At 61.7% G+C, this 15,820-nt stretch carries 13 protein-coding genes; 4 read left to right on the top strand and 9 right to left on the bottom strand.

The window, feature by feature from the left end; genetic code table 11:
- Positions 1 to 60: 60 nt before the first annotated feature.
- From K6U75_14205 to K6U75_14190, 4 genes are all read right to left on the bottom strand, one after another.
- Positions 61 to 900 carry a metallophosphoesterase gene (locus tag K6U75_14205; GenBank protein MCL6476192.1) on the bottom strand — a complete coding sequence of 280 codons (840 nt, stop codon included), beginning with the start codon at positions 898 to 900 and terminating at the stop codon, positions 61 to 63.
- A gap of 55 nt (positions 901 to 955) precedes the next feature.
- Complete coding sequence (locus K6U75_14200) at positions 956 to 1,663, bottom strand: DUF1559 domain-containing protein (GenBank protein MCL6476191.1); 708 nt, start codon at positions 1,661 to 1,663, stop codon at positions 956 to 958.
- Positions 1,660 to 2,745, bottom strand: coding sequence for a LacI family transcriptional regulator (locus K6U75_14195; protein MCL6476190.1), 1,086 nt, complete (start codon positions 2,743 to 2,745; stop codon positions 1,660 to 1,662). The genes K6U75_14200 and K6U75_14195 overlap by 4 nt, the downstream gene beginning before the upstream one ends.
- Before the next feature lie 222 nt (positions 2,746 to 2,967).
- Positions 2,968 to 5,586: an NTP transferase domain-containing protein gene (locus K6U75_14190; protein MCL6476189.1), complete on the bottom strand. Its 2,619-nt coding sequence runs from the start codon at positions 5,584 to 5,586 to the stop codon at positions 2,968 to 2,970.
- Between the two features lie 650 nt (positions 5,587 to 6,236).
- Between K6U75_14190 and gatB the strand changes: the two genes are divergently transcribed.
- Entirely contained in the window at positions 6,237 to 7,688 is a 1,452-nt protein-coding gene (gene gatB, locus K6U75_14185) for an Asp-tRNA(Asn)/Glu-tRNA(Gln) amidotransferase subunit GatB (GenBank protein ID MCL6476188.1), read from the top strand.
- A 15-nt stretch (positions 7,689 to 7,703) separates the two neighbouring features.
- The gene (locus K6U75_14180; protein ID MCL6476187.1) at positions 7,704 to 8,456 is read left to right on the top strand and encodes a nucleotidyltransferase; all 753 of its coding nucleotides are present in this window, start codon (positions 7,704 to 7,706) and stop codon (positions 8,454 to 8,456) included.
- 390 nt (positions 8,457 to 8,846) lie between these two features.
- On the opposite strand, the gene K6U75_14175 is transcribed toward K6U75_14180, so the two are convergent.
- On the bottom strand, positions 8,847 to 9,038 hold the full coding sequence (locus K6U75_14175; protein MCL6476186.1) for a type II toxin-antitoxin system HicA family toxin: 192 nt from the start codon (positions 9,036 to 9,038) through the stop codon (positions 8,847 to 8,849).
- 8 nt (positions 9,039 to 9,046) lie between these two features.
- Complete coding sequence (locus K6U75_14170; protein ID MCL6476185.1) at positions 9,047 to 9,244, bottom strand: type II toxin-antitoxin system HicB family antitoxin; 198 nt, start codon at positions 9,242 to 9,244, stop codon at positions 9,047 to 9,049.
- 114 nt (positions 9,245 to 9,358) lie between these two features.
- On the opposite strand from K6U75_14170, the gene K6U75_14165 reads away from it, so the two are divergent.
- The gene (locus K6U75_14165; GenBank protein ID MCL6476184.1) at positions 9,359 to 9,502 is read left to right on the top strand and encodes a hypothetical protein; all 144 of its coding nucleotides are present in this window, start codon (positions 9,359 to 9,361) and stop codon (positions 9,500 to 9,502) included.
- 105 nt (positions 9,503 to 9,607) lie between these two features.
- On the opposite strand, the gene K6U75_14160 is transcribed toward K6U75_14165, so the two are convergent.
- Genes K6U75_14160 through K6U75_14150 form a run of 3 tightly spaced genes read right to left on the bottom strand, consistent with a single transcriptional unit; the run spans position 9,608 to position 14,747 of the window.
- On the bottom strand, positions 9,608 to 12,631 hold the full coding sequence (locus K6U75_14160; GenBank protein MCL6476183.1) for a hypothetical protein: 3,024 nt from the start codon (positions 12,629 to 12,631) through the stop codon (positions 9,608 to 9,610).
- Positions 12,632 to 12,661: 30 nt separating this feature from the next.
- Positions 12,662 to 13,405: a ThuA domain-containing protein gene (locus tag K6U75_14155; protein ID MCL6476182.1), complete on the bottom strand. Its 744-nt coding sequence runs from the start codon at positions 13,403 to 13,405 to the stop codon at positions 12,662 to 12,664.
- A gap of 22 nt (positions 13,406 to 13,427) precedes the next feature.
- Entirely contained in the window at positions 13,428 to 14,747 is a 1,320-nt protein-coding gene (locus tag K6U75_14150; GenBank protein ID MCL6476181.1) for an FG-GAP-like repeat-containing protein, read from the bottom strand.
- 71 nt (positions 14,748 to 14,818) lie between these two features.
- Here K6U75_14150 and K6U75_14145 point away from each other — a divergent pair, with 71 nt between their 5' ends.
- A complete protein-coding gene (locus K6U75_14145) occupies positions 14,819 to 15,742 on the top strand; it encodes a phosphoribosylaminoimidazolesuccinocarboxamide synthase (protein ID MCL6476180.1) in 924 nt (307 codons plus the stop codon).
- The last annotated feature ends 78 nt before the right edge of the window (positions 15,743 to 15,820 follow it).

Genomic DNA, 15,820 nt, shown 5'->3' with positions numbered 1-15,820 from the left:
GAGGCGCGGCTTATCCAGCACTGTGGCAACATCTTCGGAGGTTCCCTTATATGAAGGAGCTTAGCCTGTCTGCGCCTTCCAGCCGTAGGAGACGTACTGCCACTTCAAATCCTCTCCGTCGCAATCGAGGACGACGAAACCTTCGGGATGCACTCCGCTGCGCGGTCCGCGCCACCATTCTCCGCACACAGCGCCGGAGGTGATGTAGCGTGTTCCCGTGTAGGTGCATTCCTCCACCACATGGGTATGCCCCTGCAGTACTGCCCGCACGTTGTAATCTTTGTAGAGACTGCGCACTTCCTTCGCGTTGCGCACAATGATTTTCTCGCTGGGAGCAACCGTCGTGCCTGCGTCGTACTGGGGGAAAATAGTGAACAGAGGCACGTGAGTGATAAGGACAATCGGTCGCTGCTTGCCCACTCGAGCGAGGTCGCGGCTCAGCCATTCCAGCTGTTGCTCGTCGATCTCCGCCACCCAGTCTGCGGGCGGGTTGTAGCGAATACTGTCCAGAATCACGAAGTGCCAGTGCAGGTAATCAAAAGACAGGTAGGTCTCTCGTTGTCCCAGCATGCGCTGGAACATCTGTTTGCCGAAGCCGGGCAGGTTGTCAGCGGCGTCATCGCGCCTCCATCCGTAGGCATCGCGATTGCCAAAAGTGTGATACACCGGCACCCTCAGTCGGTCTATGCCCTCACGAAACAGACGGAACTGCAGTATCGCTCTGGCGCGGTCTACCGCTTGCGCATCCATCACCAAATCGCCCCCTGTGGTCACGAAAGCAGGCGACGGCTGGAGGGCGTTTATCGACCGGATGGCTTTTTGCCAGGCTTGTGGCGCACCCAGTTCGGGCTGAATGTGGGTGTCGCTCAGATGAACAAACCGAAAGCGTGACCTCTTCATGATTCTACCTCCACCGTCGAGGAGGGGTGGGGAGCCATCCCCACCCCGACCTGCTTTACGGACAACCCGCGAAGGGAACGTAGTTTTTTCCGTCCAGCGCCATGTTCTCGTACCACTGTGGACGGGGGATGCCCAGCGTCAGCTTAGCGTGACCGTCGGCGTAAGCAGCCATTTGCCCCTTGGTACCACCCTGCCATCGGCAATCCGGACTACCCAAGTAGCCGGTGCGCGACTGGTCGGTGTGGCGACTGTAGTCGGAGTCAGCGTCCCAGAACAGCCAGATTTGGGCTGGGTTTTCGAGAGCGGCTTGCGGAACCCCTGCGAGATTGCCGCGGCAGTTGGCAGGAGTACCGGGCGGGCAGTCTGTCGTCAGGCGCGACTTATAGGCGTAGGAGGTGCCTGCTCCCCTGAACGAGGGGTCTCCCTGGCTAAAGCCGTCCTGCTCCCACACGCTGGGGCGCGGTTCGGACGGGCAGAACCAGATGGCGTCGTTCTTCACATACGGCTGGATGAGGGTGCGCAACTGGGGCCACTGGGTGTTGAAGGCTCTGGAGATGTTGCACGCGGCGGGGTAGGTCTCGTCGTAATCCTGAATGTAAATCATAATCCCCGTCGCAATCTGCTTCACGTTGGAGAGGCAGGCGGTCGCCCGTGCCTTCTCGCGCGCCCGTGCAAAGACGGGGAACAGGATGGCTGCCAGTATCGCGATAATCGCGATGACCACCAGCAGCTCAATCAGGGTGAACGCTCGGGTGTGCTTCATGGTGTGAGGTCCTCCTTTCTTGGGTGTAGGTGGTTGGCTTCGACACCACGAGATTTCGCCCCGCAGGACTCACGCACAACCAGCTGCGGCTCGATGAGTACGCGCCTGCCCAGCGTGGGCGACTCCGTGGCGGCGATACGCTCCAGAAGCAGGTGCACCGCTTGGATGCCGAGTTCTCGAAGTGCCGAACGAACGGTGGTCAAGGCGGGGCGGAAGAATTCACTCATCGCCTCGTCGTTAAAGCCGACCACCGACACGTCCTCCGGCACCCGATAGCCTGCATCGAACAGGGCGTTAATCGCTCCATAGGCTAAGTCGTCGTTCAGCGCAAAAACAGCGTCGACCGCTCCCCCTTTTCGCAGGTAATCCCGTACTGCCTTGTAAGCGAATCGGGGCAGGGGCAACCGCTCCTCAAAGTCCTCTCCGATAATCGTTGCGGACAACCCGTGTTCTTGCAAAGCTTGCTGGCATCCGGCGATACGCTCCAGTACATACGTGTATTGACGTTTCGGGGCGATCGTGGTCACGATACCGATACGCTGCCTTCCCAAACCAGCCAGGTGTTTGCCCACCAGGTAACCGCCAAGTGAATTGTTGGTTTCCACCGAATCGCCTGGCACGCCCGGCACGTATCGCCCGACGAAGACCAGACGAACGCCTTCCTCAATGAGTCCTGAATAGTAGGAGGCACTGGCCGATGGGTCGGCTGGGGACAGGATGATGCCTGCAACGCGCTTCTCCAGCAGCAGTTCGATCTGTTCTCGCTCTTTGACGGGGTCGTCGTGTGAGCAGCTGAGAAGCACGCTGTATCCAGCCTGATGGGCGGCCTCCTCTACCCCATCCAGAATGCTCGCATAGAACGCGCTGGATATACCGGTGAAAGTGACGCCAATGGTGAACGTTTTACGTGCCCGTAGTTCCTGAGCAATGCGGTTGGGGCGGTAGCCGACACGTTGCGCGGTTTCCAGGACACGACGGCGCGTGCTTTCGCTCACACTGCCGCTGTTGTGCAGAGCGCGATGCACCGTGGCAACCGATATGCCCAGTTCACGTGCAATTGTTGTGATGTCTGCGCGTTGCACGCCGTTCACACTCCCTGATGGAATGGAAACGTTTGCATCGAGTATACCAGTTCCTTCAGAAAATAGCAAGCACTAGAGTGCAAAAAACAGACACTGAACGACCGTCTTCTATTAAGATATTTTGATTAACCCGTTTTTAATAATGTAAACGTTTTCATTCTCCCTCCTCAGCGTGTGGTGACGATGCCAGCGGTTTGTCCATTGAAACAGGGGAATGGTCGTCTACTGGGTGGCGATGATACCACTGCCCGCTACAGGCTGGCACACGAACATGTCCGGTTCCAGCCCGCGCGGCGCGTAGTAGCGGTCGATGAGCGCGTGTTGCACGGCGTCGCAGGCGTCTTCACGCACCAGCACCAGGATACAGCCTCCTAGCCCTGCGCCCAGTATCTGCGCGCCCAGCACGCCGGGCACCTGCAGGGTCACATCCACCATCCAGTCGATCTCGGGGGTGCTGCAGGCGTACGCGCCCGGTTGCAGTGCCAGGTCGGCGTGCCCAGCGTGACGCTCCGCCTGCCGGGACAGGCTTTGCAGGGCGGAGTCGGAGTAGTCCATCTGGAACGGCTGGTACTCACTGCCGTCCTGGTTCCAGCGGGCGACACGGTCGCCGTCGTGTGAGCAGTTCATCCACAGCCCGAAGGTGTGCAGTTGCCCATCGCGCAACACTGCGGCGGTGCGGCGGCTGCGCTCGCACTCTGCCAGCCCGAACAGCACCACCGCACGCAGGGGATAGCGGTTCAGTTTCTCGTCATGCGTATTCAGGTAGGGCAGGACGCGCTCGGCGGGCAGGCGTTCCAGTATCTCCTGTCTCTCAACAAGCTCCGGCAGGTGGCTCAGCAGGCGGTAGAGCCCGGCAAGCGGGATGCCCAGCTGCTCGGTGTTCACATCGCGAAGATGCTCGATGCGCGGCGCAAGGTGTGGGAAGGTGTGCTTCAGCCACTCTCTGCCCAGATGGTAGCACGCCACGCGGTGATTAAACTGGTCGCGTGCACCGGCGGTCTTCTTCGCCTGCTGGTGCGAATGGCACACCAGGAAGCGATAACCTTTGGGGAAGGGGGTGGTTCCCATCACCTGAAACGGGAAAAAGCGCATGGTCACGACGGCGTCGCGCTGTGCGAATTTCATCGCCGCGTGGTCGCCAGCGCCCCCGCGCGTGCCCACATACCACTCAGCTTCCCCGCACAAATCCACGAACTGCTCCGGCGGCAGGGCAAACTGGTTCAGGTGCAGTAGCGCTTCCATCGTCGCCACCACCACCGCCGACGAGGAGCTCAGCCCCGCGCCGATGGGCACATCTCCGTCCGCGCTCAGGTTGAAACCGGGCAGGCGGAAGTCGGCGAAATGCGCCTGCAAACGGGCGCAGGCGGCTTTGACGTACTGCGACCATTCGCCGCGGGAGGCTGCCGCCGCCTGTAGCACCGCCGCGCTGTTCACAAACTCCACCCACGCGCCCGGCTGATAACCCTGCAACAGGTCATCCAGCGAGAACTCCCGCGGCGAAAACTCTTTCGGACGCAGGTTCTGCAGGTGCACCTGCCGGTCCGAACGCAAGCCCACCACCACGTGCACGTCGCGGTCGATGGCAATCATGTTGACGTGCCCGCCCTGATGGTCGATGTGCCTGCCCATGATGTTCACCCTGCCCGGTGCGCGCGCTATCACCACCGGCTGGTCACCAAAACGTTGCAGGTGCAGGGCCAGCAACGCCAGCAGACGGCGACGCTTGCTCTCCGCGGTGGCATCGTCTCCCCCGTAGGTCTCGCGCAGCAGGCGCAGGATATCCGTATCGCCCCCCTCCAACGCGGCAAGCCACTGGCTGACGATGCGCACCCCGCGCACCGGTTCCTGCACCTGCACCCCGCCGCGGGTGGTGAGGTATCGCTCGATAGCCTGCAGCTCTTCGGGGGTGTTGAACGCCATCGCCTCTTCGGGATAGGCGACCGGCACGGTCTGGATGTTCGCCCCGCGCTGCGCCAGCAACGCCACGATGTCAGTGAGATACTCCTCGCCCTGCGCGTTATCGGCGGACAATCTGCCGAGCGCATCGTAGAGCAGGGGGGCGCGGAACAGATAGACCGACAGATTCGCTTCCTGCGCGGTTTCCACCTGTTCCACTGGCAGAACGGCGAGCCCGGCGCGAACCCCGTCCTCTTGAGGTATCCGTTCGAGCGGGATAACCTCGCCACGCTCGATATCCTGCCAGAGTTCACCCAGCGCACGTGCCGCCTTCTTCTCCTGCGGGAACGCATGGGCGACGAGGCGCCTTGCCTGCTCGGCGGTGAGAGGAGCGTTGTGCGCGGCTTCCCGCAGCGAACGCAATACCTGCGCCCGCGCGAGGTCAAACACCTCCACGATGGCGCAAACCCTGCCCCCCGCATCGCGCACCACGCGCCCCGAGGTGGGGAAGTCCGAAACGCTACCCACCGCGAAGGCGAGGTCGGCGCGGGTCGAGTAGAAGGTGTCTATCAGCCGCGCGAGGAAGGCTTCCTCGATCACCTTGTCGCCTGCCACTACCAGCACGTCGCCGGTGTAGCCCAGCGACCGCAACAGGTCGACTGCCACGCGGGTGGCGTGTCCCGTGCCCCGAGGCTCGGGCTGATGGGCGTAGATGCGCTGTCCGGGCAGGTCTTTCAGCACGCCCATGATGGCTTCCGCCCCCTGTCCCACCACCACGCAGTGCGTCCGGATGCCGCAGCGCACGTACGCCTCGACCGCCCGCGCGATGGCAGGCACGCCCGCAATGGGAAAACACACTTTCGGCAGGTGGGACGCTTTCATGCGCGTGCCGCGCCCCGCCGCGAGAATCACCGCCACTATCGGATGGGTGCGTGAGATGGTCATGTTTTGACGATATTGTCGCCCCGCTGCCGCCGTGTGTGGTATCCACAGGCAAGTGCCGTTGAGATAGAGAACAGTTCGGCATTCCAGGGCGGATTCCTCTGAGGGGGTTCAGGAAGGGATGGGTGGACGGATAAGGTCGAGAACCGAGCTGGATATTTAGCAGGTCTTCTTTCTTACCAATGCCAACTACCACCCATTTCGCGCCCGCTTCGGAGGCTGCCTTCTCCAGCCAGCGGAGCAATCGGAAGGTGCTTACACACAACCCCTCTTTTCTGATACAATATAACGGCTACGCAGTGGGAGAGCGCGCCAGCGGTCTACAGCCAGATACGCACACAGGATGGGTTCTGAACGAACCTCCTTGTCATTCTGAGCGAAGCGAAGAATCTCCGAGCCCCTTCGTGTGCGCTCACGGTAACAGAGGACGAGATGCTTCGCTGATGCTCAGCATGACAAAGGGTTTCTCTGTCATTCTGAGCGGAGCGAAGAATCTCGGTTCTTGCGGTGACAGATGAGATGCTTCGCTGGCGATCAGCATGACAAAGGACAGTTTGCGTGGTAGTCAGCCGATGGGCACTCTCCCTGAGCGGGTAGCGCAGTGTAACCAGTCGCAACAATAGTGCGACAAACGTCCTGTGGAGGTTGTGTTGATGGCGGAGTGGGAAGCCTGCATCGGCATGGAGGTGCACGCCGAGCTGTTGACCGAGAGCAAGATGTTCTGTTCCTGTGCCAACGCCTTCGGGGGCGAGCCGAACACCCGGTGCTGTCCAGTTTGCACGGGGATGCCCGGTTCCCTGCCGGTGATGAACAAAAAGGCGGTGGAGATGGTGTTGCGCACTGCGCTGGCGCTGAACTGCGAAATCTCGATGACCTCTGTCTTCCACCGCAAGAACTACTTCTATCCCGACCTGCCCAAGAACTACCAGATTTCGCAATATGGCGACACGCCGATCGGCAAGCGGGGATGGCTGGACGTGCCGGTGGGCGGGCGCATCGTGCGGGTGCGTATCCGGCGCGTGCATCTGGAGGAGGACACGGGCAAACTATTCCATCTGCCCACCGGTGAGAGCGCGGTGGACTACAACCGCAGCGGCGTGCCGCTGATGGAGATTGTCACCGAGTTCCCCCCCGACATGCACAGCGCAGAGGAAGCGCGTGCCTACCTGCAGACGTTGCGCAGTGTGCTGTTGTATCTGGGCGTGTGCGACGGGCGGATGGAGCAGGGCAGCCTGCGCTGCGAACCCAACCTGTCGGTGCGCCCCAAAGGCAGCGACACCTTTGGCGTCAAGACCGAGTTAAAGAACCTGAACTCCTTCCGCGCGGTGCAGCGGGGCATCGAGTACGAGATTCAGCGACACATCCGCGTGCTGGAATCAGGGGGCAAGGTGGTGCAGGAGACGCGCGGCTGGAACGACGAGCGCGGCGAGAGCTTCCCCATGCGCAGTAAAGAGTACGAGCAGGATTACCGCTACTTCCCCGAACCCGACCTCGTGCCGGTGCAGTTCAGCGAGGAGTGGATCGAGCAGGTGCGCGCCTCCCTGCCCGAGCTGCCGCTGGCGAAGCGTCAGCGTTTCATGGAGCAGTACACCCTGCCGGAGTACGATGCCACCCTGCTGGCGGAAGACCGCGCCACGGCGGACTACTTCGAGGAGGTGGTGCAACTGGGCGCGGAGCCGAAGGCAGTGGCGAACTGGATGAACGGCGACCTCGCCCGCCTGATGAACGCCGCTGGCATTGAAAACATCCGCGACTGCAAGGTGCAGCCCAAACACCTGCGCGACCTCATCGGGCTGGTGCACAAGGGCACCATCACGGGCAGCGTCGCCAAGCAGGTGCTGGAGGAGGTGTTCCAGACAGGGGCGGAGCCGTCGCAGGTGGTGCAGGCGAAGGGGTTGACACAGGTCAGCGACATCGACCAGCTTACCGCGTGGGTGCAGCAAGCCATCGATGAGAACCCCGACGCTGCCGAGAAGGTGCGCAACGGCAAACTGCAGACGCTGCAGTTCCTCGTGGGGCAGGTGATGAAGCTGAGCCGCGGGCGCGCCAACCCCAACGAGGTGCGCCGCCTCATCGCCGAGGCGCTGGGCGTCCAGCTGGAGTAGCAGAGGGACTGCGCGATGATTGCCGACCGCGCGCACTGGCGCCGCTGGGAAGCAGAGTACATCCGTCGGGAGGCGGCGGATATTGACCGAAACCTGCGCCTTTACGAGGCGTTATACCAGCACGCGCGGCAAATGGGAGCATATCCTCCGATAGACCCGCTGGAGGACGTCTCGCGCAAAACCCGACTGGTGAGGTGTTTCATGTTTCGCGACCTGCTGGAGAAGATGGCACGAGAGTTCGATGCCCGCTCGATCGCCTACATGGTGATTGGCGGACAGGCGGTGTTGTTGTACGGAGAGCCGCGCCTCACGGCGGATGTGGACGTGACCGTTGGGGTCGCCCCAGAGGGTCTGCCAGTGGTGCTGGAAGCGGTGCGCGCACTGGGCTGGCAGGTGCTGGTGGAGGATGCTGAAGCCTTTGTGAGACGCACGATGGTTTTGCCCTGCCGCGACGAAGCCAGCGGGATACGCATTGACGTCATCTTTGCGCAATCGGCTTATGAGCAGGAGGCGCTGCGGCGCGTGCGGCGCGTGCCGTTTGGCGCGACGGAGGTCTGCTTCGCCTCGCCCGAGGACGTGATTATCCACAAAGTGATTGCCGGGCGTCCACGCGACATCGAGGATTGCCGACGCATCTGGCTGAAGAACCCCCATCTGGACGAGGGCTACATCCGCGGGTGGCTGCAGCAGTTCGAAGCCGCGCTGGGCGAGCCGTTCCTGTCCCGCTTCGCGCAGGTGAGGCAGATCGACGGGGGTGAAACGCAGTAGCACACTTCATCCATTCTTCACAAACGGTCGCAAAAAACCTTGACAAATCCACAAGGGATGTGATCGTCTGGAGCCAACAATGCGGTCTTAGCATCAGCTGCCAGCTCATCCGTCGTTTGAGGCAGGCTGGACGGCGGGTGACCCTTCTGCAGCGCCGGGCGCCGCGTTCGCCAAAGCAGTGTCTGCGCTCCAGCGCACGGTGGGCACCGCGTGGGAGATACACGCCATCGCCTCCCTACCACGGTTGATTGGGGCAGTGGGCACCGCATGGCTGAATGCCGGCGAGGACCCCACACGCGGCGGGGCAGGGCATAAGGCAGTTCTCTGGCTTGTGGTCGTTGAGTCGTATCATCCTCTTTGGCTCGCGGGCGCGGGGCTCCTTTGGGGGCGTTAGCTACGCGGGGCATCATCGCTGAGCATTTTGAGAATGCGTTTCGCCAGGACGTTGCTAATCTCCTGGTGGCGAGGTACTGGTTGAGATATCTTCGTTCTCGGGTTCTGATACCAATCGTGCTTGTGTCCATGCCGCACAAGGACACACCCCATTTCTTGTATTTCGCGTATCAAATCGCTTCGCTTCACGGCGCGTCCTATCCCTGCGCTAATTCCATCTCAGCCACCCTGCGGACGCTCGGTATCTCACCGCTCATCAGGTCGTGATACAGGTCGCGCAAGTTTTCTTCCAGCTCCTCTCTGGTTTCCCCCTGCGTCCAGTAGTCGGGAAACTCCTCCAGATAGCCTAACCACATTCCTTCCTCTTGCCAGTAGACATATTTGACGGTTTGCATGATTGCTTTGCCCCCAGTCAATCCGGCCTCTGCAATGTTATTATGCCATAAGTATGGGAGGAGTTCAATCAGCATCGCCCGGAAAGTTCGCTTGCCAGCCGGGTGACGAATCTGGTGTTATCGTGGGCGGATGCGGGCTGGACGGCGGGTTACCCTTCTGTGGCGCCAGGCGCGGCGTTCGCCAAAGCGGTGTCTGCGCTGCAGCGCACGGTGGGCACCGCGTGGGAGATACACGCCATTGCCTCGGTGCCGCCTTGATTGGGGCAGCGGGCACCGCGTGGCTGAGCGCGGCGGATGAGTTCACAGCGACGCCTTGTGCAGGGCAAAGGGTCCACCACGCCTAACCCGCGCGCCGGTGGCTTTTCACTCGTAAATGACGATGCGCGGTGGCGTCAGCAACCCGTACGGCACGAAACGGTACTCGTCCGTCCACTGCTCACCTGCGGTGAAGCTCTCCGGTCCCACGCCGTACAGCTCGTCCTGCTGGTGATGCAGCGGTCCCAGCAGGTTGCGCGGACTGGTGAACACCTCCACCGTGATTTCGTTTTCCCCCTCATGCACGAGGTCGGTGATGTCCACCTCGTACGGATGCCACGCCAGCAACCCCGCGTACTGCCCGTTCACATGCACGCTACAAACGGGGGCATGCGGCTTCTGGCACTCCAGCACGATACGCTGTGACTCGCCGGGCAGATGTATCCGCCACGTGAAGCGCATGGAACCGCAGTAGAACGGATACCCCTGGGGGCACCAGTCTTCCAGCGTAATCATCGACGGCTCCTCGTCCAGCACGAACTGCCGGTTGTCTTTCGTCGGCGATACCCCGAAATCCCCCAGTATCATGATGGGTTCCAGCGTCAGCCCTTCCACAAAGTGGAGATGCTGTTCGATGACGTTCGCACCGGGGCGAATAGTGCCGGAGATGTCCAGCTTTCGGAAGCCGATGTCCAGCCACCAGCCCCTGTCGGTGTTGTCTATCTCCATGCCGTTGACCACGAAGCGGCTGTACTCCGGCTTTTCCACCACCAGCGTGACCGGCGTCTTCGGTTGGATGCGGCTCTCGAAGGTGTAGGTCAGCACCACGTCGCAGGTTTTGGGAGGCGACTGGCGCTCCCGCTCGCGCTTCCAGAGGGAAACCCCGCCGTTATGCAGGTCGGGGTCGATGCCCAGATGCTCCGCAAGGCGCAGGTGCAGTTTCCACATGGGCAACCGTTCGGTTGGCGGCTGCCCGGGCAGGGTGAGCGTCGCGTAGTCCAGCAGCAGGACGTTCGGTTCGGTGCGTTCCACGCGGTAGTTGCCGTCCAGGTTTATCTGCATGGCGGGATGCTTTCTGCGTTCGTAGGTGGAGCCTGCCTGTCCATCCAGCATCAGCAGGTACGACTGTGCCGCGCCAAGCGGCAGGCTGCACCGCTTCATGCCTTCGGCGGTTTTATCCGTCGGCAGGGTGATGATTTCTCCCGTTTCCGCCTTCCACTGGCTCAGGTGTCCATCACCGTTCACCTGTACGATGAGCTCGCCCTGGTCATCGTTCAACGCGCGGTTCACCAGGAACACCACCAGCGCGCCGTCATCGCGGCGCACCACGCGGGCATATACCGAACGGCAGATGTTGCCGTTGGGGTAGGTGACGCGCACCATCGGGCGGAGAAGGGCATCCACCGTTTCCTGCAGCGCGGCGAAGTCCTCCGGGAGGCGCACCACGCTGGGGTGGTTCCAGAGCGCGGCGAGCTGGTCGGCGGCGGGAACGCCCTCTATCTGCGAAGCCACTTCGCCCACCGTGATAACCCGTCCACCAGCATCCAGCCACTCGCGCAACAGCTGCACGGTAGAGCGCGCCAGAGTCAGCGCGGGCGGTATCACTATCAGGCGATAAAGCGCCTGTCCGATGCGCAGGTAGTCGCCCTCCACACGAGCGTGCTTCTGCATGATGAGCTCGTCGCCGAAGTCGTGGTCATGCTGCATCTCGTTCAGCCAGGTACTCACGCGCATACACGCCTCTCCGTAGCGGGCGCATTGTTGCTGGTCGTCCGGGCGAAAGGTTGCCCATCCCGACCCGATGGTATGCAGTACCAGCAGTTCACTGCACGGCGTGCCCGATTGCAGCATCAGCGTCACCCGCGCCATGTAGTCGGAGAGGTAGCGGTAGTGCTTCCACCAGGGTTGCTGGTAGAAGATAGAAGGCGGGAAATCACGCTTGCGTCCGCCCCACATGGAGTAGAGCGCGAGGTGCTGGTTCATGTAGGTTACACCCTGCACGAACAGGTTATCGGCAATCCATTTCTGCTCGGCAAACGAGATGTTCCAGCCCGAGCAGCCGTAGGTTTCGCACAGCACGCGCCGCCTGCCCATCTGCCGCGCCACGCTGGAGACCTGCCTTGCCAGCAGGGCGTCCGGCAACCGCCTGCCCAGATGATCGATGCCGGGAGACTGCATGTACTCGTACAGGGGCATGGCTGCGCCGATGGCAGAAATCTGGTCGTGAAACGTGTCTTCCAGCAGATAGTGCCCTGTGAGGTGAATGCCATGCGCCTCGCACCAGTCGTATAGCTGTTTACCAAAGCTCTGCACGAACATCTGCGTCACAAGGCGATAGAAACGGTAGCGATGTGCGGTGGCATCGGGAGTGTCAAAGAACAGTGCGGGCAGAGCTTCGGCAAGGGGATAGCCGTACGCGGCTTCAAACGCCTCGGGCAGTCGTTCTGTGTAAGGAAGTTTATCCGGCTGGAAGAACTTGCCGAAGTGCGGCTCGTCTGTGAAGATTCCGGGCACCGCTTTACCGAACTCCTCGCCTACCTCGCGGGCGTAGGCGTCGTAGGTGTGTTTCAGGAAAGCCGCCACCGCCTCGGGATTGAGGGTATCCAGATAGGTGCCGCCGTTATACCAGGGGCTGGGTGGGTCATACCGCCACACGAAGCGCAAGACCTCACGCCCGGCTGGCACGCTTTCCCCCGTGCGAAGAGGCTGGAAGTCGCGCAGGTGCCCATCCCGAAACACACAGGAGTAGACTGCCAGCGTATTTGCCTCTTCGGAACGCGCTGCCTCACCCTGCAGCCAGGTGATGTGCTTGGCGCGAAAGGAAGGGTGCATGGCAGGCACGTCGCCCCCCGCGAAGCCGGAAGGCCAGCGGTCCTCGTCATACAACCACGCCAGCATTCCCCGCTCTCTGGCGGCATTGACGCAGGTGCGGATGCGCTGCATCCACTCTTTCGACATGTATTCGGTCAGCAGCCCGGCGCGGGAGTGCATGAAAAAGCCTCCCATCCCCGCCTGCATCATGCTGTCGATCTGGCGCAGCAGCTCGGCGTCCTCCAGCCGGTCGTTCCACGACCAGAACGGCGCGCCGCGGTATTCCATGCCCGGATTGCGGAAAGATTTTCTCAAACCCATCGGCTTGTTACCTCGCCTCGAGCGTTGCTGTTACCTGCCCGCCACCCAGCGGATAGCCTGCCACACCAACCGACGGTAGCTGGGGTTCTCATAAGCGTAATGGTCGTGCCCCAGCTGGATGTAGACCACGCGCGACCTGCCGTACGTGTGTGCCCACGCGATGACCCGATTGCTGGTTGGTTCGTCGGTGGTCAGCAGCGGTTTGACCTTCGGCAGCACTTCGAAGTTGCCGTAGGTTTCGTCGCGGATATCGAAATCGGCTATCCCTCTGGTCACAGGGTGTCTGGGATCGACCACATGCACTTTAAATTGTACATCATGTTGAAAAGTGGATGGGGGGCGCTCAGTGCCGTTTTGCTTCCATTTTTCCATGTGCCACTTCCCGCCGATGATACGGCGGTACTCATCCCAGGTCTGGTAACTGGCGAGGCTGTGGTGCAGCGCGACCAGTCCCTTACCTGCCCTCAGCAGTTTGACGAACGCCTCTTTGCTCTCCTCGCTGATGGGTTGCCACATGTCGTAGAGAACGATAACGTCGTACTGCTTACCGGCTTCCGGCGTGAGGCGTGCGTGCGCATGGGGGTGCTGTACCTCTTCGTACGTTATCCCCTCGAAACTGCGGAACATCTCGAAGAACGGTTCGCGCTCAAAGTCGTGCCCACCGGTGACAATAAGCACTCGAATCGGCGGGTTCGTGTGCATTTTCTGTGTTCCTCCCTCGTTGCTGATGAACAGGCAAAGCAATAGCCACGCGCCCAGCAAAGCTTTGCTCATGGCAGACACCTCCTCGCACCTTTCAGGGCGAATAGTAGTTCCATACCGCCTTTGTGCGTCGATACACCGGGTTCGTCCACAGGCGGGGGCGGTTCGGGTTGGGATTCGGCGCGGTGTTCTGATAGATGTGCAGTTCACTGCCTGCCAGCACAATCAGCTCCTCGCGCCAATCGCCCACCACATCCGCCACATACAGCCGGTCCGCGCGCTCGGGGAAGCGGGCGATGAAGCGTCCCGTCATGGCGTCGATGACCGCCACATCTCCCGACTCATGCCGCTCCTTCGCGGCAAGGTGTTGCCTGCCCGTGCCGTCCCAGTGGATGGCGTGAATCACCTCGATGCCCTTCTCCGTCCAGTCGGCGGGGGCGACCTTGCTCAGCTCATAGTCCGCAATCACTTTGCCGTCGGCGTCCAGCACCCAGGGCTTCTGGTGGGTATCGTAGCGGCTGCGGCACCAGATTTGCAGTCCTTTGCGCGTGGGGTCAAAACGCCCGATGGCGGCGTTCTGCGGTTCCTGTCGCTTGTGGTCCACCGCCCAGATTAGCCCCTCCGCGTGGAACAGGAACACCCGGTTCGCGCCCTCTTCCAGCGCGACGACCTCCAGTCCCTTGCGGTCGGGCTGTACGTCGGCGATGAAGACGCTGTCGATGTGCCCGCGCAGGTCGTTCAGGCGAAAGAGCTCCTTGCCATCTGGCGCGAGGATGCAGCCGCTGAGGATTTCGTCTCTGCCGTCACCGTTAACGTCTGCCACGCGCAGCCCATTGTGCGCACAGGCAAGGAAGTTATCCACCTGCCAGAGCGGCTGCACCTCGCCTTTGCGAAGCGATTCCAGCGCGAACGCTGCCACGTACCTGCCCATGCGGTAGCCTTTGGCGTTGGTCGCTTGCAGCACGAGGTCGCGGTCGCCCTTGCCGCGCAGGTTTGCGAGTGCCAGATGTTCCCACCGTTCCGCGCCCTCGGGCACGGGTATCTTCACTGTCCACAAAGTCTTGCCAGAGCTCCCACCTACCACGTGCAGGGTGCTGTTGTTGTCCAGAAAGAGCACCTCGGTGCGTTTGTCGCCGTCGATATCGCCTGCCTGCACGCCGGCGCCGTGATGTCCGGGCAACCCTTCCGACTCGGCAGAGCCCCCTACGCGCACATCGACCTTCAGCACCCAGAGCTTCCTGCCGTCCCAGCGGTACGCCGCGACGTGTCTGGGTACGGTGACCAGATAGTCCATGCGCCCGTCGGCGTCCAGGTCGGCAACAATCAGCCCGCCCGCGCTGTCCTGCGGCGCAGGAATCTCCATCTTGATGACGAAAGGGTTGCTCGGGTAATTCGGGATGCTGCGACCTTGCATGAAATCACCCCTGAAAAGGGTTTCGTGAACAGTGGTCATATTATCCTGCGTGAACGAAGGAGAACGCACCCATGACAACAGTCACCTGCACGCAAATCCTCGGGCTGTCAGAGCCGAAGCGTGGCAAAGTGCGCGACATCTATGACCTGGGCGATAAACTGCTGATTGTGGCAACAGACCGCATCTCCGCCTTCGACGTGGTGCTTCCCAACGGCATCCCCGACAAAGGGCGCGTGCTGACTCAGCTCTCTTTGTACTGGTTCGAGCGCACGCGGCAGCTGGTGCCCAACCATCTCATCAGCGCAGAGATAGATGTCATCGCCGAAGCGGTTACTGCGGCGGGGGGGCAGGTGGACGCGCACGTGCGCGAGATGCTGAACGGTCGTTCCATGCTGGTGGTGAAGGCGAAGCCCTATCCCATCGAGTGCGTGGTGCGCGGGTATCTGGCAGGCTCGCTGTGGAAGGAGTATGTGCAGGCAGGCGGCAGCGAGAAGCCGGTGACTTTGCACGGCATCGCCCTGCCCGCCCGGCTGCGCGAAAGCGACCGACTGGAGGAACCCATCTTCACCCCCGCCACCAAAGCCGAGACAGGGCATGATGAGAATATCAGTCTGGAGCAAGCGGTGCAGATGGTCGGTGCAGTGGCGCGGGAGCTGGCTCGGCTGAGCGTGGAAATCTACCGCTTCGCGCGGGACGAGGCGGTGCGGAAGGGCATCATCATCGCCGATACCAAGTTCGAGTTCGGGGAGAGAGACGGGCAGACACTGCTCATCGACGAGGTGCTCACGCCCGACTCGTCGCGCTTCTGGGCGGTGGATGATTATGTGCCCGGACGCTCACAACCCAGCTTCGACAAGCAGTACGTGCGCGACTGGCTGGAGAGCACCGGCTGGGACAAGACGCCTCCCGCCCCCGAGCTCCCCCCCGACGTGGTGCAGAGGACTGCGGAAAAGTATCGCGAGGCGTACCGGCGGATGACGGGGAGGGAGCTGTGAGGGGGTGAGGGCAAACCACCACCTCCGCCAGAAGATTTTTTCAAAAGTTTCCCGCCGACCCCCGCAAAAATGCCTTGA

The sequence above is a fragment of the Bacillota bacterium genome (genome assembly GCA_023511455.1).
Taxonomy (GTDB): domain Bacteria; phylum Armatimonadota; class HRBIN16; order HRBIN16; family HRBIN16; genus HRBIN16.
This window is presented reverse-complemented; position numbering and strand designations above follow the sequence as displayed.

What these genes read in the sequence shown, in the direction of transcription:
- K6U75_14205 (MCL6476192.1), bottom strand. Translation starts at nt 900, where the DNA reads ATGAAGAGGTCACGCTTTCGGTTTGTTCATCTGAGCGACACCCACATT.
- K6U75_14200 (MCL6476191.1), bottom strand. Translation starts at nt 1,663, where the DNA reads ATGAAGCACACCCGAGCGTTCACCCTGATTGAGCTGCTGGTGGTCATC.
- K6U75_14190 (MCL6476189.1), bottom strand. Translation starts at nt 5,586, where the DNA reads ATGACCATCTCACGCACCCATCCGATAGTGGCGGTGATTCTCGCGGCG.
- gatB (MCL6476188.1), top strand. Translation starts at nt 6,237, where the DNA reads ATGGCGGAGTGGGAAGCCTGCATCGGCATGGAGGTGCACGCCGAGCTG.
- K6U75_14180 (MCL6476187.1), top strand. Translation starts at nt 7,704, where the DNA reads ATGATTGCCGACCGCGCGCACTGGCGCCGCTGGGAAGCAGAGTACATC.
- K6U75_14170 (MCL6476185.1), bottom strand. Translation starts at nt 9,244, where the DNA reads ATGCAAACCGTCAAATATGTCTACTGGCAAGAGGAAGGAATGTGGTTA.
- K6U75_14160 (MCL6476183.1), bottom strand. Translation starts at nt 12,631, where the DNA reads ATGGGTTTGAGAAAATCTTTCCGCAATCCGGGCATGGAATACCGCGGC.
- K6U75_14155 (MCL6476182.1), bottom strand. Translation starts at nt 13,405, where the DNA reads ATGAGCAAAGCTTTGCTGGGCGCGTGGCTATTGCTTTGCCTGTTCATC.
- K6U75_14150 (MCL6476181.1), bottom strand. Translation starts at nt 14,747, where the DNA reads ATGCAAGGTCGCAGCATCCCGAATTACCCGAGCAACCCTTTCGTCATC.
- K6U75_14145 (MCL6476180.1), top strand. Translation starts at nt 14,819, where the DNA reads ATGACAACAGTCACCTGCACGCAAATCCTCGGGCTGTCAGAGCCGAAG.